Origin of the sequence: Rufibacter sp. XAAS-G3-1, from assembly GCF_013623775.1 — a bacterium.
Taxonomy (GTDB): Bacteria; Bacteroidota; Bacteroidia; order Cytophagales; family Hymenobacteraceae; genus Nibribacter.
On sequence record NZ_JABFAM010000021.1, the window covers coordinates 64,725 to 81,261 of the forward strand.

The following is a 16,537-nucleotide window of genomic DNA, read 5'->3' on the forward strand; positions in this document are numbered from 1 at the left end:
CTAATAAAAAGTCTATGAAGGTACTTATAATCCCTGCCCTATAAGCTTAAATCCATATATTCAGGGAAAATAAGTTATCCAATATTCAATCCATGAACCACCACGCCATCATCCGGCGGCACCTGGCTATCCTGCGCATGGTGCAGCCGCCCTTTCTGTTCCCTACTAAGAAGCAGCTACTGGAACGGCTACAGGCCGAAGACCTGGACAAGGTTTCGCCCCGCACAATTGAGCGTGACATCAAAGAGATTCAGGAGAATTACGGCATCCGGATTAAGTCCTGTCCCCGGCGTAAGGGATACTATCTGGAGAAGCCCCAAGACGAAGACCTTTCCAACTTCGGGCAATTCCTGCAGCTGCTGGAGCGAAGCGAGCGACTGGCCTTTCTGACCCATTCCACAGATGCCTTGCGGACGAGCCAATACCTGCTGCTGGAAGAAAACCAACGAACCCACGAGTTGGAGCACTTACCTGTGCTGTGGGAAGCCCTGCGAAGCCAGCGGCAACTTTCTTTCCACTACCAAACCTTTGGTTCCCCACAAAGCAAGCTGTACCAGTTAGACCCGCTCCTGTTGCTGGAATACCGCAACCGCTGGTATCTGGCCACCTGGGACCAAGCAGACGTGCGTTTTAAAACCTTCGGGCTTGAACGGATGCGGGAGCCGCAACTCACCGAAACAACTGTACAGATAGACCGCCGGCCTGAGTTCTTGGCCTTGAAACAAGATGGGTTGGGTGTATTCATTGGACCTGAGCAACAAGTAACAGAAGTGGTGTTGCGGGTTGATTCCACCATGCGCCCCTACCTCAAGACGGTTCCCCTGCACCTCAGCCAAACAACACTTGAGGAAAGCCGCGAGGGCATGGTGGTTTCGCTGCGCATTGTTCTGAACAACGAACTTGAGATGGCCATCTTAGCTTATGGTGAGCATATAGAAGTGCTGGAGCCGCAGGAACTCCGGGAGAAAATGAAGTTGCGGGTGCGGGAAATGGCTAGGAGGTACGAAGCATAAAATTGTGATTTTTATTGCCGAAACTGGTCTGACTTGTTTAGAGCCTGTTTTTAGAAAAATAAGCCTAAAACAGCCAAAGCCCAACCTGAACCAAAGCGCATGGAATGCACACTTTTTTTATAAATAAACTTAACTTTTTTAAAATGGCCGCCAGATTCTGGCGATGGCATTTTGTAAATCGGAACATCAAACTCAAACAAACATGAGGATACAACTAAAACTTTCGCCTAATACCCAATCGGTGCCCTTCAACCATCTATACCAACTCACCCACCGATTGCATTATTGGCTGGGGCCGGAGAATGCGCTGCATGACGGATTGAGCCTATACAGTTTTGGGTGGTTGCGGGGAGGCACCGTAAAACGCGGGGCACTCGCATTTCCTGCTGGGGCTACCTGGCAGATTTCCTTCTACTCAGAAGAGGCCACCCGCAAATTGCTTATGGGCATCATCAACGAGCCGGAGCTTTTCTTTGGTATGCGCGTGTACGAGGTGCAGGAATTGGCTACCCCCGCCTTTGGTGAGCAGTACCGCTTTCTGGCAGACGGCCCCGTGATTGCCCGGCAGGTACGGCCAGACGGCACCCGCGAATATCTGCTGCATGACTCCCCCGCCGCAGATGTGGCCCTTACCGCTACCCTGCGCCACAAATTGGAAAAAGCGGGGCTTTCTGCCGAGGGCGTTTCCGTGGCCTTTGACCGGAGCTTCTTAACCCCACGGCATAAGTTGATGGAAATAAAAGGCATACAGCACAAAGGCAGCCTCTGCCCGGTTATTGTGGAGGGCTCGCCAGAAGCAGTGCAGTTTGCGTGGCTGGTGGGTGCCGGGGAATTGACAGGAAGTGGTTTTGGAGGGTTAAGAGCGTAAATCTATGGAACAATATTACGTAGTAGAATATAGCGGCACATTCGGATTTATCAAACCATGGACGGCCGTACGAGATGAGAAAACCTTCAGTCAGCAATTTTTAACCCCTAGCATCCTTGAAGGCATACGCATTAAGCTAGGTGTATCTGCCATTTTGCGGCACAAGCTCATGCACGCAGGCACTTCTTTGCAGCAAGAAAGAACCCAGTCCAGAGCCTTTCTAGAAAAGCGCAAAGGGGCTTATAAAGAAGCGACAAGAACACTTTCCATCATATCAAGGGGAATTATGCTTTACCCGCACCTTTGGCTGGCATTCCCCACATTGGAGGACGCCGAGCTAGCTACCGAGCAACATATTTGCCTTAGCCGTAACGAAGATGTCTTACTTCCCTCTCCTACTATTGTCACTGTTACAGAAGATGAGTTCGACCATATGCCGGGCTTTGAACTGCTCTTCGGCAAAACACCTACCAGCATCTTAGTGGGTCATAACCGTTACGAAGATAATGTGCCCATGTACGGCGAGATAAAGATTACTGGCAACCCTATCCTTGACCTTAGCCCAGAGCTATGACATTATTAGCTAAAAGTCCCGAACAAGGCGGTTTAACACTCCGGGCCCATACCCTACATGTTACGGAGGCAGTAGAATTATTTGCCTTAGCGTATGGGCTGCCGGTTGAGTTGGCTATCAAAGGAGCATTGCTGCACGACTTGGGAAAAGCACACCCTTACTTTCAAAGGATTTTGCAGGGCGAGGTGAACCAAGACGAAACATTACGCTCTATGCCACACCGGCATGAACTGTCATCCCTGCTCTTACTTCCGCTTTTTGACCGCCAAGATTGGGAGCCGCTTATTGAGATGGTAGTTGCCCATCATAAATCCTTGGAAGATGATGCCCGTAGCCGTGGACTTTTAGATTTAGTTACTCAATATGGAAGAGAGAAAGTATTTCAACGTCATTCAGAGGATTTTGAGACTTGGCAAGTTAAACTTAACGAAGTTCTGCAAGGTACTTTAATTTCATACCGGCCGGTTAGTTTAGACGAAGCTCGTGAGGCTTTCAATTTCGCAATAGCCTATACAGAAACACTGCCTTATGGCTGGTCTAAATGGAGAGGGGTTTTAATGGCCGCAGACCATTTTGCCTCTGAGTTTATGGGAGAAGCAAAAAGTCTGGCAAGCGGCTTTTTCAAAGTCCCAGATTTGAGCTTCTACAACCGGAGCCATCCGCTTTACCCGCTCTCGCTTAAAGATTCTGATGCAGGCAAAAATCATACGCTGGTTATTGCGCCTACCGGAGCCGGAAAAACAGATTTCCTCTTAAAACGCTGCCAAGGCCGCGTGGTCTACACCTTGCCTTTTCAAGCCAGCATCAATGCCATGTTCCAACGGATTGCGCATGATGTGAACCAAGGGAAGCCTGAAAATAAAAGAGAAGACATTAGGCGAGTGCATGCTGCCAGCAAAATAAGCCTGAAAAAGAAGGATGGGCAGGCAATAACGGAAGAACAAATATTGCAACGGCAAGCGGGCGCAGGGCTGAAAGTCACTACGCCACACCAATTGCTACCTCTTATCTTTCACATCAACGGTTACGAAGCCCTTTCCCTGGATTTGCAGGGATGTGATATAATCCTGGACGAGGTGCATGTCTATAACGGCCAGGTGCGCACCATGACCCTTAAGCTGATTGAGCGATTGGTTTCCCTCGGCTGCCGCATACACATTGGCACTGCCACAATTTCTGAATCCCTAATCCAGCACATACTTACGGCATTAGGCGGTGCCGAAAAGGTGCAGCAAGTGCAACCACCAGAAGAAGAGCTGGTAAAATTCAACCGGCATGAAGTCTTTAAAACCGAAGATGAAGAGACGGCAAGGGAGATAGTAGCACAGGCCTTAGAAGACAAAGAACGGGTTCTGCTTGTGGCAAACCGGGTACAGCTGGCGCAAGACAGATACTTGTGGGCTCAAGAGGCCTTTCCTGATGTGCCCGTTTTACTGGTACACAGCCGTTACCGGAGGTGTGACCGTTCTGAGTTGGAAAGCGAGATTTACCGCTACAATGAAATGAAAGGCCCTTGCCTGGTCATTGCCACGCAAGTGGTAGAGGTTAGCTTAGATATTTCATTTGACCGCATGGTCACCGATGCCGCTCCACTGGATGCGTTGGTTCAGCGGTTCGGACGAGTACACCGCAAACGCTCCGAAACCACCATTGGCACCTACAAACCCGTTCATGCAATTACTCCCAGCGAGACAGACGAAGACATTTTCCCTTATGAAGCGGACATTGTGCGCCGAAGCTTTGAGGCTTTGCCAGATGGCTTACTGGAAGAAAAAGAACTGCAAAAGCTCATGAACCAAGTGTACGGAGAGGTTGAACTGCCTTCCATAGATATGCACACCATGCCCCTTCCCTTGCTTTGCCACCGACCCAAGTCGGTACTGCTGGATGCCCTGGAGATAGAAAGCGCGGTCTGCATTCAGGAAAAAGATGTAGAGGAATACCGCAGCTGCAGAGGTACCGCACGGCAGATGCTTGAAATTCCGGTTCCGTGGAAATCGTTGCTAGGCCAAATGTCTTCCCTCACACAACTAGAGCTAGGAAGTTATCCCTATGTCATTAAAAATACTTGGTATAATCCCGACGGCTTAGAAATTGGTTTAGTTATCCCTAAATCTACTACTGCCCCAACTGTTCAACCTACTCAAATGCTATAGCCATATGTACACTGCATATATAGGAAAACGGCTCATTGAGCTGTACAACCAACGGGAGCAAAAAGAACACACCGCCGCTTCGTTTTATCAAGAGGTGTACTACCCGCTGTTTTTTGACGACAACCGCTTTCTACAACACGTCAATAATTCTAAGTTTGACCAGGCCTACAAGCAGCAGAAGAAAAAGCCTCTTACCGCTGAGGTGCGGGCAACGGCGCTGTCTGAACAATTAACCAAAATAGAAACTGAGTTTCCAGATGGTTCCTTTTATTTAGGTGGTGCCGCCGCAGACCCAACTGCTGGTACCAGCGGCCAAGTGAATAACCTTGCCATTGAGATACCAGCCGAGGATGTATATGCTTCCTGGATTGGGGCAGCCTTGGGAATCGGCATCAATGGGGGCCTTAATCTTTTAGTAGATTCTGACCAGGTCATTCTTGCCTTGTACGACGGGTGGCATTGGTACAGAAGGTACATGAAAGAGACCACTTCGCTAAAGCCCCACCAAATAAACACCTGGAACGGCTGGTGGCTTATCAATGCTTTTGCTCCTCGCTTTGACCCACTTTATCCGCTTCGGAAGCAACCCGAGACAAATAATGCAGATGGCGTGCTAAGCTTAAAAACACAGCCTTGGATTCAGGTGATGTTTGCATTGGCTCAGAAACTGGAGAAGCCTACAACGGCCTACGTGTACTCCATGAGCCAGATGAACACCACCCTTGGTTTTGTGCAGTTGCAGTTGAATGAGGTGAGAAAGATTGTAAATAAAGCCGATTTGTATGCGCAGTTGGCTGGCGAGGACACGAGTATCGAGAACCTTAAAAGCCTGGATGAAATCTACGAAACCCAGTTTGGGTTTGAGCGCGCCTGCCTGCAGGGCTCTATCGGGTTAAGAGCTATTGAGCCCGCTAAATTACGAGAATACATGCCCAACTTTAAAGGCCCAGGCAAGCCATTTAAAAACGTTCAGGAAAATCAACTTTATAAAATCTACGAAATCTGGATAATCGCTATGCTAAACAACGAACAATTGCTTCAAAAAGCCCAGGAGTTGGCAGAAGCATTAACCCATCTTTCTAAAGAAGAAAGAGGTAAAAACACTAAATCACAAAGTATAAACAGTCTACTTGAAAGTAAACATCTTCGTGAGTTATCCCTACAAGTAGCAAAAATCATTAAAGAAAATCCTAAATCACACCAGATTATGGATGATGCAATTACTGAAATTGCTAAACTACCAAGACAGAATTTTCCATTATTTATGGCACTTCTTAAATTGAAGTATGCTGTAGCGGATGCTAAACAAACAGTTAAATAAACTTTACAAAAAATAGTAGCCATGAAAAACTATATCTACATCAGAGGATTACGCATTGCTGAACATACTGTCTTTTGTGTGCAGGAAGGTCAAAAAACCTACTTTGACCCTATTTCCAATAAACCTGTAGCATTTTCAAGTGGACAACAAGTAAAGCGTTCAATAATGGATGCTTTATCTGAAACTTTAAATGAACCGCGCGCACCAATTACATATAATTATGAAATAAATAAGAAAGACTCAATTGAAAATAAAGAGCCTTGGTCTCCATGCGACCCTCATTATGCTGACCAGCTATTAGGAGGATGGATGCGAGCACGCACCGGTGAAATCACCTTAAAAAGGCGAAGCCCACTTTCCATCTCTGCAATGCGCCCATTACATCCACTTTTAGTAAATGTTTACAAAGAGAACATCACCTTTGACCGTAGCGACCGTCCAGAACAAAACCCCGTAAGAGTGCTGAACGCGGCCGGCCAGGAGCTAACAGCCGATGAGATTCAGGAATATTTACAATCAAATAAGCGTACTTTACCTAGAAGACACTGGATTCCTGAAAATAGCCGCACTACCGGTCTCTTTGTTTATGATTTGGCCATTGACCTAAAACGCTTGTTCACGGTGGCAACTAATCAACACGAACCAGAACTTAGCCCTGCTATGCTAGCGGAACTTAAATCAGATGGTTGGGAGTCGTCCGCAGATGGAGAATTTCTGCTTTGCCCTGAAAACCGCCGCCGCGCCATCGCTGAAGGTTTGGCAACAGCAATTGTTGATTGGCAAATCACCAGCAACCAAGCCCGTACCTATAGCCCTCAAACCACTTTAGCCCTGGCCATCAGTGAAAATGCTTCACTGATAGCATCTGCAATTCGCGCAGATTTAGACGAAGAAAACCCGAACCGTGCTGTTCCGGTGATTGATGTAATTCCAAAAGTTGATGTGTACACCTCACTCACTGCCAAAGGCTATATCTCTGGTGTGACTGGCACCGCCGATGCCATGGAACAAGCTAGGGTAGATTTGGAAAACAGATTGTTGGCGTTTGACTATGCCGCAGCAGTCCTCTAATACCCCTCCATCCCAAAAGAGCATAGCGCCCATTGGCGGTATGCTCTTCTCCTACTACCTTATCTGCCCGCGCAAGGCGTGGCTGGTGCGGCAGGGCATCTGGATGGAGCAGGAATCAGAAGACGTGGCGTTGGGGAGGCTCCTGGACGAGACCAGCTACAGCCGCAGCGAGAAGCACCTGGACCTGTACGCCACCGCTCCGGACGGCACGCCGCTCACGGGCCGCATTGACCGGGCGGTGCTCCGCGACGGAGTGCTGCACGAGACCAAGAAGGGCCGCTCCTGCCAGGCCGCGCACCTGAGCCAGGTTCGGTTCTACCTGTGGCTCCTGAAGTTGAACGGCGTGACGGGTGCCGACGGGGCGCCTTTCCGGGGGCAGATTGACTACCCCGCCCTGCGCCGGTCAGAGCCTGTTACGCTGGGGCCGCAGCAGGAGGAGGAGCTGGTTTTGCAGCTCCGGTACCTGGGGCAACTGCTGGAACAGCCGCACCCGCCGGCCCGACTGCCCAAGCGCGAATTCTGCCGCAAATGTGCCTTTGAGGAGCTTTGCTACGGATAAACACGTCATCGGCCTTGGCCAATGTCTTTCAATACTACCCCTTGCGTTTTGGGCCTGTTTTTCAAAAAACTGCCCCAAAACGCAAGGGTAAAGCTCCCCTCTCCACGGGAGAGGGGCCGGGGGTGAGGTCTCCCCTTTCACACACAAAACTTCTCTGCCCATGAAACGCCCTTTCTACCTGTTCTCCAACGGCCGTCTGCGCCGGAAGCACAACACGCTGGCCCTGGAGAAATGCGCCCTGGACTGCCGCATCCCCGACGATGAGGACACCGAGGGCCTGCCCAGCCAACCCGCCGACGGGCAGCGGCTGCCGTTCGCGGTGGAGAGCGTGGACAGCATCTACCTGTTCGGGGAGATTGACATCAACACCAAGCTGGTCACGTTCCTGGCGCAGCAGGGCATCCCGCTGTTCTTCTTCGACTACTACGGCAACTACACCGCCTCTTTGTACCCGCGGCAGCCGGTGGTGAGCGGCCGGGTACGCATGGCACAGGCCCAGCACTACCTCAGCCCGAAGAAGCGGCTGGTGCTGGCGAAGGAGTTAGTGGATGCGGCGCTGTTCAACATCCTGCGGGTGATGCGCTATTACGTGCCGCGCCTGCCAGAGCCTGAATCATTCGCCTTGCAGGAGAGCTGTGAGCAGATTGAGGCCGAGCGCGCCCGGATTCCGGCCTGCCCCGACATCCCCACGCTCATGAGCGCCGAGGGCCGCGCCCGCGACTACTACTACCAGAGCTGGCCGCTGCTGCTGGGCGAGGCCGTGGCGCAGAAGTTTCCGTTCAACAAGCGGGAGCGCCGGCCGCCCTCCAACCCTTTGAACGCGCTCATCTCCTTCGGGAACTCGCTGTGCTACACGGTGGTGCTGCGGCAGATTTACCGCACCGCGCTGGACCCCACGGTGTCTTTCCTGCACGAGCCCGGCGACCGCCGCTACTCGCTCTCCCTGGACGTGGCCGAGATTTTCAAGCCGCTGCTCATTGACCGCGCCATCTTCAAGCTGCTCAAGAACGGCGAGATCCAGCCCAAGCACTTCGAGCAGCGGCTGGGTGGCTGCTACCTCAAGGAGGAGGGCCGGAAGATTTTCATGGCCCACCTGGACCAGCGCCTGCAGAAAACCGTGCTGCACCGGCAGCTTGGCCGCCACATCTCTTATGAGAGGCTAGTGCGGTTGGAGTGCCACAAGCTGGTGCGCCACCTCTGCGACCCCAAGCAGGATGCTTACCAAGGCCTGCACATGTGGTGGTGAGGCAATTTTTGACGTGCGTTTTAAGCTTGTTTTTCGAAAAACAGGCCTAAAACGTCGCTTGCTAGTTCTTTGACATCTTGTAAAAAACTTAAACTGATATGCCTTATTTTATTGCCGTGTATGACGTAGGCCAGAAGCGCGTGGGCAAAATGCTGAAGCTCTTCCGGAAGTATCTCACCTGGATCCAGAACTCGGTGTTTGAGGGTGAGCTCACCGAGGCCCAGTACCAACGCCTCCGCCACGAGGCCAACCAACTTATGGAGGAAGGCGACGGCGTGGTCATCTACCGCATGCGCGAGGAACGCTACCACGAGCGCCACGTCCTCGGCACCGACAAAGGCAGCCCGCAACGTTTTCTCTAGTCGTCGGGTGAGGTGTCTACTTCCTGCGGGTAGAGGCAAGTGCTTGTCCGTTTCAAGGCTGTTTTTATGAAAACCCCTCAAAAACAGATCATGAGGCCAGTCGTCGGCTGCCCGGTGATTTTACCTTACTACCGCCTGACGCTTTTTTAGCGCAGTTTTCTCTAGAAAAGCCTTTTCCTATGTACAGGAAAAGGCTTTTTTCTTCTAATTTTAGGGTTGATTTCAATTGCACCTCAGTGGTATAGAAAGCTGAGATAATGGAGTACGTGAAAGGCAAACTCAAGATTTCAATTGCACCTCAGTGGTATAGAAAGGGAGCGGTCTTACACACCGCAGGTGCTGCGACTGACCATTTCAATTGCACCTCAGTGGTATAGAAAGGCAAGAAGATGCTGCGGAGTAACTTCAGGGAGAACGCATTTCAATTGCACCTCAGTGGTATAGAAAGGAGTATAACGCCCAATCCCAGAAACTGAGGGAGGAAAATTTCAATTGCACCTCAGTGGTATAGAAAGCTGAATACCAGAAAGAGTTGACGAGTCGGAAAAAGATTTCAATTGCACCTCAGTGGTATAGAAAGTTGGGTTCAATATGGCTGCTAGGCGAGCAATAGGCCATTTCAATTGCACCTCAGTGGTATAGAAAGGTATAGAAAAGGTTTCATCCGGTGCCGCTCTGACAATATTTCAATTGCACCTCAGTGGTATAGAAAGAATGGAGAGCGGGAAGCAGAATGTAAGCTTTGATATGATTTCAATTGCACCTCAGTGGTATAGAAAGCGAAGATCCTGCAGGAAGCTCTGTCTGTTCTGGGCAATTTCAATTGCACCTCAGTGGTATAGAAAGGTCATTTTCGCTGGGTGATGTTTATCAGCCATTTAATTTCAATTGCACCTCAGTGGTATAGAAAGGCTGGACTACCTCCGCCATGGGCAGCAAGGGAATCATTTCAATTGCACCTCAGTGGTATAGAAAGTGTAAACACCCGAAAACGTAGGATTATTTCTATAAAGATTTCAATTGCACCTCAGTGGTATAGAAAGCTGTAATTCATCTAACGCCAAGAATCACCAATAGTTAATTTCAATTGCACCTCAGTGGTATAGAAAGCAAAAAACTCAATCAGGTGTCTCTTCTCTTCGTGTCAATTTCAATTGCACCTCAGTGGTATAGAAAGAAAATTGCTCCATTCCAATTCGAGAACTCTACAACAGAATTTCAATTGCACCTCAGTGGTATAGAAAGTCATTACTTTCACCTAGCAAAACACGGCTTTCCCAATTTCAATTGCACCTCAGTGGTATAGAAAGCTGATAAGGGCCATGGCTTCTTCTAGTTTCTGGGTGAATTTCAATTGCACCTCAGTGGTATAGAAAGTTGCAGGATGCTTTCGTCTTCGTGCGCCTCTGCCCACATTTCAATTGCACCTCAGTGGTATAGAAAGGAATCGCTGGTGACCGCGATGTTCCCCGCGCCTTCAATTTCAATTGCACCTCAGTGGTATAGAAAGTGTATAAGGTACTTCGCCTTATCGTCCTTCGCCTTCCATTTCAATTGCACCTCAGTGGTATAGAAAGTAGGAACCACGGAAGTTATCAGAAGATCGCACGCCTCATTTCAATTGCACCTCAGTGGTATAGAAAGAGCATGCCCGTGACCTGTTGCGCTACCAAAAAAAGAAATTTCAATTGCACCTCAGTGGTATAGAAAGCCCTGATGGACATGGGCTTCAAACTGGCAAAAGCACGATTTCAATTGCACCTCAGTGGTATAGAAAGTACATGATTCTTTCCCGCGATACCTATGCCAACAACATTTCAATTGCACCTCAGTGGTATAGAAAGTAACGAAGTACACGCTTCAGGAAGGCACCGCTACCAATTTCAATTGCACCTCAGTGGTATAGAAAGTTGAATCGGGTGCATTCTTTCTTCAGAAGCCTTAAATTTCAATTGCACCTCAGTGGTATAGAAAGTCTTACACCACCGCGAAAGTATCAGGCGGTAAGCGCATTTCAATTGCACCTCAGTGGTATAGAAAGTTGCTGAAGTAAGACAGGTTCAGCAGTATTTCATAATTTCAATTGCACCTCAGTGGTATAGAAAGTTGACTGGGGCTCTAAGATTAGTACGCTGTCCGTGGCCATTTCAATTGCACCTCAGTGGTATAGAAAGATAATAACCAGGCCAATAACGTGCCGGTATTTGATTTCAATTGCACCTCAGTGGTATAGAAAGTTTCATCTTCCACCCCGTTCACCGTCGCATCTTCCCAAATTTCAATTGCACCTCAGTGGTATAGAAAGGGCTTTTAGTGGTTTATCTGCCTGAAACTCTACTTTATTTCAATTGCACCTCAGTGGTATAGAAAGCTGATATAGAGCCCGGTTGCTAATGCTGTCTCAGATTTCAATTGCACCTCAGTGGTATAGAAAGTAGTAGGACTGAGAGTTGTGAGTAGTCTTGCATGGATTTCAATTGCACCTCAGTGGTATAGAAAGTCGGGAAAGAACTGTTTGACATCGCCAAAAAGGCGATTTCAATTGCACCTCAGTGGTATAGAAAGTCGGGAAAGAACTGTTTGACATCGCCAAAAAGGCGATTTCAATTGCACCTCAGTGGTATAGAAAGGTGGCGTGGGCGCGGCCATCGGGATAGTATCAACCGATTTCAATTGCACCTCAGTGGTATAGAAAGTGTTGATCGTGGTGATGAACCTAGCCAATGCGAGGTACATTTCAATTGCACCTCAGTGGTATAGAAAGCCTGGAAACGCTTTCGGTATTGACTACAAAGCACGCGCATTTCAATTGCACCTCAGTGGTATAGAAAGTGGAGGCCAAGCCCAAGCCGAAGAAGTACCGCCACCAAATTTCAATTGCACCTCAGTGGTATAGAAAGTACCTGGTCGTGGGCAGGTTCGGGTCTTTCACCCAACAATTTCAATTGCACCTCAGTGGTATAGAAAGTTTTAAATCTATTCCGTAGGTAATTCCGGGCTTTTGCTAATTTCAATTGCACCTCAGTGGTATAGAAATGAGCTGCAGCAGATTCTAAATCTGCCCAAAGGCGGCATTTAAGTTATCAATTGCAACTCTGTTGTTAAAAAAGGACAAACTCGCTTGGAGGCATATTTTACGTAAGACAGGATTGCTATCAGTATTATGAGCGTTTTTTTACAACTTTAAGTAATCTTCTAAAGCAGCCAAATCACTGTGGATAAAGTTCGATAATTCACTCCTACGGACTACTACAAAGCCCCTCAGTTCATTCTGAGGAGCTTTTTTCTTGCCCTTCGGACACTATTCGGACACCGATATCGCAAGAGTCTGAACAACGATACCAGATTTCCTGCCCTATGAGGCATTCTGGCAAGTAAAAGAGAATGCACCTCTTTTCAAATACCGGTATCCCTACCCCCTTTGAAGCCCCCCTACTCCGTATCGTGTCGGATAAGTATATACCTTTTGCGGTGTACCGCCTGGGCTTATGGTTTATCCAGCATACCTAAGGTCTAAAATGATGAAGAGAAAGTTGCCTGACCTAAAGTAGGCCGGGATAGGTCTATCCACAGAGCGCCACACGCCTGTACCCAGACCATTCACAAAAGGGAGTCGCATGTTTTGGGTTCAGATGCCTAGGTGATCCCCCCAGCTCCTACCATTTAGACAAGAAATATTCCCGTGGTGGTCTCACCTACCCATCCCATTAAACATGAACCAAATCAAAATAAAATTGCCGATTTATCTATCAAAGTTTCCCGTACTAGGATATGGCAGTTTTATAGGACTCCTGAACGATTAGAAAGCTATCAGATCTAAGAGCACCTTTCTAATACAAAAAACAACTTATCTAGATCTGCTATATTCTTCATCAGTCACTGGGTTGCCCCACTCTGCATTCCCTTTCTCGGCATCGGTGGAAATGGCGATATGGGTAAGCCCAGTATCAGGCGAGGCACCGTGCCAATGGTCTACCCCAGGGGGGCATTTCACCACATCACCCTTTTGTATCACCCTCGGCGGCTTACCCCTTTCCTGGTAGCGGCCCTTGCCTTCCGTAACCAGCAACACCTGCCCACCCGGGTGCCTGTGCCAATTCGTCCTCGCCCCGGCCTCAAACGTGACGCTCCCAGCCCCGATGTCCAACTTGTCTTCAGAGGTCACCAGCATATTCACCCAAACGGTGCCCGTGAAGTTGGAGGATGGGGCCCTTACCCCTTTGGCGTAAAGAAGACCTAGGGTTTGGGCGGATTCCTTTACGTTTTGCGCCACTGCGCAGCTTGACAGGCCCAACACGGCAAATAACACCGCCAGTTTTATTTCAAGGTTTTTCATATCAAATAGGTGTTATGGTGTAAGTATCCTAAGTCTCCAATTTTTCTACTTCTTCTTTGATGCCAGCAGGGCAGAAAGCACCTTCCTGCCGGACTCGGCTTCCTTCTTTCCGACGTTTGACTCCACGATGGAAAGCAGGTGCCTCAGCTGGGATTCGGACATGCCCAGGTTCATCGCTATGCCCATATGGGACTGCATCATAGGCTCCACACCCCCAAGGCTGATCAGGGCGGAGACGGTGGTGATTTCCCGGTCCGTGTAACTCAGAATGTCCCGCGTAAAAAGATCAGCAAACAGATGCTCCTTCAGGAAGACCTCTATTTCAGGACTGAAGGCGGCATAACCCGTCTTGAGTCCTGTTTCCGGTCTGCCGGTCAGGGTTTCCAGAACTTTTTTGCCCTGCTGGTACTTCGTTACGGGGCTTTCTACCGGGGAAGCTTCTTTACCGACCCTATCAACAAGGCCTTTTGCCTTTCTCTCCTCCAGGACTGCTATCAAGGTGTTGATTCCCTGAAGGCTTCTGGGGAAGCCGCAGTAGGCATACAGGTGAACAAGCACCTCTTTGGTCTCATTGATGGTAAGCCCCGCGTCCAGCCCGGCGTTCAACGCTTTGCCAAGGCTTTCCAGATCACCTTTCGCCGTAAAGGAGGATATAGTGACGATATGCCGCTGCCGGGCATCTAACATTTCGGCCCCTTGGGGTTTGCCCTGCGCGTTCATGCCTGCAGGAAAGCAGAACACAAGGGCAATCAAAGCGAGCAGGAAAATGGAATGGTGGTTTTTCATTGGGGCTAAGTTTTACAAAATACGGGTCATCATCTCGGGAGGATGTACAGTGGCTGGGTTAGTCCAGCCCTTTTTCCTTAAGGTAATTTGACAGGTGGTCAGCGATCTGCACATTGTTCAGGTCCGACATAGGAAAGTGCGTATTGCCTTTGATTCCTATCCCAGGCAAATGCACCAAGGTCACATCACCCCCGTGGCGGTTCACTGCATCCCGGAACTGCTTTGCCATAGCAAGAAAAGCCCGCCATTGTTCCTGCCCCGGGTTTTCGGAAGGCTGCTCCGGTATGTTGTCCCCGTAGTAAATGATAATCGGGATTTTGGTGAGTTTCATGAAGTCCGCCATCGGGACGGCCGGTGGGGTGACCGTACGGCCGGCGAGCTTTATGCCTTCCGGCGTCTCGCCCTCGGGGAAAGGGAAGTCACCGCCCGGCTCGAAGGCGACGATGGCCTTTACCTTGTCGTTCTTCATGGCCGTGCGCCACCCCGGGCCACCGCTCTGCGAGTGGGTGACCAGAATGCCAGGCCCTATCTTGTCAAGCAGGGAAGAGACCGCATCGATGTTCACCTGGGCGTCGTAGGGCCCTGCGTTGGGCACCCCCTGGCGGAAGAACTGATCCAAGGCTTTGGGGTCTTTGGGGAACTGCACCCCCGGGTAAAAGTCCGGGTAGGTGCCGAGGCGGAAGATGCCGAACCAAAGCTGCTCATCGGCGGCCGCCGTGATATTCACGGGCTTTGTGCTGCGCGCGGCCCGGCCCCGGCGGGGCTGATCCATCAGGTAAACCGGAAAGCGGCGGCGCAGGAAGATGTTCTGGTACCCCTCGCGCCCGTCGGGCGTGGTCTCCCAGGTCTTGGCCGACTGCCCGTGGCCGTGCCAGAATACCAGCGGTAACTTGCGGGCCTTCACCGGTACCTGGTAAAAGACATAGGCATGGTCTCCGTGCAGCGTCTGCCCTTCGGAGGGTTGGTTTACCGGGTTATAGGAACCGTGTTTTATGGGGTCGAAGGTGCCGGGGTTGGTGACCACGGTGCCCCCGACCGCGAAGCTGCCTTGTTCCTGGATCACTATCGCTCCGGGGCTTGTACCTTTGGTTATTGCACAAGCCGAAAAAAGGGTTGACGCTATAAACAAGAAGAAAACAGCCTTGAGATTATCGGGTATCCTGTTAAATCGATGCATTGTTTCAAGAATATAGGTAAATGATTGTTTGCCAAATAGGCGGGTATAAACCCACCTATTTAGCCAGATTAATTTTTTTCAGCCATCTCGATACTTCCTCCTGGGCCTGCTTTTCCTTTTCTCCCTCCATCACAAAAAAGACACCGTCCCTTTCCACGCCGCCTTTGGTCGTGAAGCCTTCCAGAATCATGCTGTTGGGAGCCAAGGCTTTCACGGTCTCGAAAGTGCTCCCTATCCCATAGCCCGCATTGGTGTTGAAAGGCACGATGGTTTTCCCGCTCAGGTCATATTGCCTCAGAAAACTTTTCATGGGCGGGGGCAGTTGCATGCCCCAGGTAGGAAAGCCGATAAACACCACGTCATAGCTTTGGATATCAGCAATCTTCGTTTTCAGGGGAGGCAGGAAACCCGTGGCATTTTCATTGGCCACCTGGTCCACGATCTGTCGGTAGTTCTGGGGGTAAGGGTTCTCCAATTCCAAGGCCACCAAAGCCCCCCCGACCTTCTTGTGGATTATCTCCGCTATGGCCTTGGTGTTGTTGGTCCGGGACAGATACACAATCAATACTTTGTCGGGAGTTAAGTTAGGGACAGGTTTTACCTCGCTATCCTCCGTCTGGGGGGAAGAACAAGAGGAGAACAGTAAAAAGAGCACCAACAGTAGCTGCATCATAGAGGTAGTTATATTATGGTTATCGCCGCGGATCCCATTAAAAGCCTGGATACCAGCAGGGAAAAGGGGGTTTAATTGCCCATCAACCTGGTGAACGAAAGGGAGCCTAAAGTCCATTTACCCCCTTCTTTCACATACACCTCCGTTACTATAAAAGGATTGGTGACCTCGTTGCCGCCGACCACGGCCAATAGCCGGATCTTACTTAAGAGAATGGCCGTGTTCCCGATGAACTTCACCCTCGTTTCCTGGATTTCGGCCTGCTTGTAATGGATGCCGCCGCCTCTGATGATATTGACTTCCTGTTCCTTTCCCCAGCTACCCCCCATATGGACGAACACGGCGTTCTCATGGAAGAGGGCGGCCAGGGTATCGGCTTTCTTGTCGGCCATCCA

General features: G+C 49.9%; 14 protein-coding genes and 1 CRISPR repeat array. Of the genes, 9 read left to right on the plus strand and 5 right to left on the minus strand.

The window, feature by feature from the left end; genetic code table 11:
- Window positions 1-92 precede the first annotated feature (92 nt).
- From HHO50_RS19105 to cas2, 9 genes are all read left to right on the plus strand, one after another.
- The gene (locus tag HHO50_RS19105) at window positions 93-1,013 is read left to right on the plus strand and encodes a YafY family protein (RefSeq protein ID WP_181308509.1); all 921 of its coding nucleotides are present in this window, start codon (window positions 93-95) and stop codon (window positions 1,011-1,013) included.
- A gap of 202 nt (window positions 1,014-1,215) precedes the next feature.
- Complete coding sequence (locus HHO50_RS19110) at window positions 1,216-1,881, plus strand: CRISPR-associated endoribonuclease Cas6 (protein ID WP_181308511.1); 666 nt, start codon at window positions 1,216-1,218, stop codon at window positions 1,879-1,881.
- Between the two features lie 4 nt (window positions 1,882-1,885).
- Window positions 1,886-2,455 (plus strand): hypothetical protein, encoded by a 570-nt coding sequence (locus tag HHO50_RS19115; RefSeq protein ID WP_181308513.1) that lies wholly within the window; start codon window positions 1,886-1,888, stop codon window positions 2,453-2,455.
- The gene (cas3, locus tag HHO50_RS19120; protein WP_181308515.1) at window positions 2,452-4,611 is read left to right on the plus strand and encodes a CRISPR-associated helicase Cas3'; all 2,160 of its coding nucleotides are present in this window, start codon (window positions 2,452-2,454) and stop codon (window positions 4,609-4,611) included. Before HHO50_RS19115 ends, cas3 begins: the two co-directional genes overlap by 4 nt.
- Window positions 4,612-4,615: 4 nt before the next feature.
- Window positions 4,616-5,932 carry a hypothetical protein gene (locus HHO50_RS19125; protein WP_181308517.1) on the plus strand — a complete coding sequence of 439 codons (1,317 nt, stop codon included), beginning with the start codon at window positions 4,616-4,618 and terminating at the stop codon, window positions 5,930-5,932.
- Window positions 5,933-5,953: 21 nt separating this feature from the next.
- On the plus strand, window positions 5,954-7,003 hold the full coding sequence (locus HHO50_RS19130) for a CRISPR-associated protein Cas7 (RefSeq protein ID WP_181308519.1): 1,050 nt from the start codon (window positions 5,954-5,956) through the stop codon (window positions 7,001-7,003).
- On the plus strand, window positions 6,984-7,562 hold the full coding sequence (locus tag HHO50_RS19135) for a CRISPR-associated protein Cas4 (protein ID WP_181308521.1): 579 nt from the start codon (window positions 6,984-6,986) through the stop codon (window positions 7,560-7,562). The genes HHO50_RS19130 and HHO50_RS19135 overlap by 20 nt, the downstream gene beginning before the upstream one ends.
- 160 nt (window positions 7,563-7,722) lie before the next feature.
- Complete coding sequence (gene cas1b / locus HHO50_RS19140; protein WP_181308523.1) at window positions 7,723-8,808, plus strand: type I-B CRISPR-associated endonuclease Cas1b; 1,086 nt, start codon at window positions 7,723-7,725, stop codon at window positions 8,806-8,808.
- Between the two features lie 98 nt (window positions 8,809-8,906).
- The gene (cas2, locus tag HHO50_RS19145) at window positions 8,907-9,170 is read left to right on the plus strand and encodes a CRISPR-associated endonuclease Cas2 (protein WP_181308524.1); all 264 of its coding nucleotides are present in this window, start codon (window positions 8,907-8,909) and stop codon (window positions 9,168-9,170) included.
- 219 nt (window positions 9,171-9,389) lie between these two features.
- Window positions 9,390-12,280: a CRISPR direct-repeat array (repeat unit 30 nt; unit sequence ATTTCAATTGCACCTCAGTGGTATAGAAAG).
- A 737-nt stretch (window positions 12,281-13,017) separates the two neighbouring features.
- On the opposite strand, the gene HHO50_RS19150 is transcribed toward cas2, so the two are convergent.
- The 5 genes from HHO50_RS19150 to HHO50_RS19170 all read right to left on the minus strand — a co-directional run.
- Window positions 13,018-13,506, minus strand: coding sequence for a cupin domain-containing protein (locus HHO50_RS19150; RefSeq protein WP_181308526.1), 489 nt, complete (start codon window positions 13,504-13,506; stop codon window positions 13,018-13,020).
- Between the two features lie 45 nt (window positions 13,507-13,551).
- Window positions 13,552-14,292: a carboxymuconolactone decarboxylase family protein gene (locus HHO50_RS19155; RefSeq protein WP_181308527.1), complete on the minus strand. Its 741-nt coding sequence runs from the start codon at window positions 14,290-14,292 to the stop codon at window positions 13,552-13,554.
- Between the two features lie 58 nt (window positions 14,293-14,350).
- Window positions 14,351-15,355 carry an alpha/beta fold hydrolase gene (locus HHO50_RS19160; RefSeq protein WP_370457646.1) on the minus strand — a complete coding sequence of 335 codons (1,005 nt, stop codon included), beginning with the start codon at window positions 15,353-15,355 and terminating at the stop codon, window positions 14,351-14,353.
- A gap of 169 nt (window positions 15,356-15,524) precedes the next feature.
- Window positions 15,525-16,142 (minus strand): flavodoxin, encoded by a 618-nt coding sequence (locus HHO50_RS19165; protein ID WP_219921589.1) that lies wholly within the window; start codon window positions 16,140-16,142, stop codon window positions 15,525-15,527.
- A 71-nt stretch (window positions 16,143-16,213) separates the two neighbouring features.
- A partial coding sequence (locus HHO50_RS19170; RefSeq protein WP_181308531.1) for a nuclear transport factor 2 family protein occupies window positions 16,214-16,537 on the minus strand: 324 nt, incomplete at its 5' end.

What these genes read in the sequence shown, in the direction of transcription:
- HHO50_RS19130 (WP_181308519.1), top strand. Translation starts at nt 5,954, where the DNA reads ATGAAAAACTATATCTACATCAGAGGATTACGCATTGCTGAACATACT.
- HHO50_RS19115 (WP_181308513.1), top strand. Translation starts at nt 1,886, where the DNA reads ATGGAACAATATTACGTAGTAGAATATAGCGGCACATTCGGATTTATC.
- HHO50_RS19155 (WP_181308527.1), bottom strand. Translation starts at nt 14,292, where the DNA reads ATGAAAAACCACCATTCCATTTTCCTGCTCGCTTTGATTGCCCTTGTG.
- HHO50_RS19110 (WP_181308511.1), top strand. Translation starts at nt 1,216, where the DNA reads ATGAGGATACAACTAAAACTTTCGCCTAATACCCAATCGGTGCCCTTC.
- HHO50_RS19150 (WP_181308526.1), bottom strand. Translation starts at nt 13,506, where the DNA reads ATGAAAAACCTTGAAATAAAACTGGCGGTGTTATTTGCCGTGTTGGGC.
- HHO50_RS19135 (WP_181308521.1), top strand. Translation starts at nt 6,984, where the DNA reads ATGCCGCAGCAGTCCTCTAATACCCCTCCATCCCAAAAGAGCATAGCG.
- cas3 (WP_181308515.1), top strand. Translation starts at nt 2,452, where the DNA reads ATGACATTATTAGCTAAAAGTCCCGAACAAGGCGGTTTAACACTCCGG.
- HHO50_RS19105 (WP_181308509.1), top strand. Translation starts at nt 93, where the DNA reads ATGAACCACCACGCCATCATCCGGCGGCACCTGGCTATCCTGCGCATG.
- cas2 (WP_181308524.1), top strand. Translation starts at nt 8,907, where the DNA reads ATGCCTTATTTTATTGCCGTGTATGACGTAGGCCAGAAGCGCGTGGGC.
- HHO50_RS19125 (WP_181308517.1), top strand. Translation starts at nt 4,616, where the DNA reads ATGTACACTGCATATATAGGAAAACGGCTCATTGAGCTGTACAACCAA.
- cas1b (WP_181308523.1), top strand. Translation starts at nt 7,723, where the DNA reads ATGAAACGCCCTTTCTACCTGTTCTCCAACGGCCGTCTGCGCCGGAAG.
- HHO50_RS19165 (WP_219921589.1), bottom strand. Translation starts at nt 16,142, where the DNA reads ATGATGCAGCTACTGTTGGTGCTCTTTTTACTGTTCTCCTCTTGTTCT.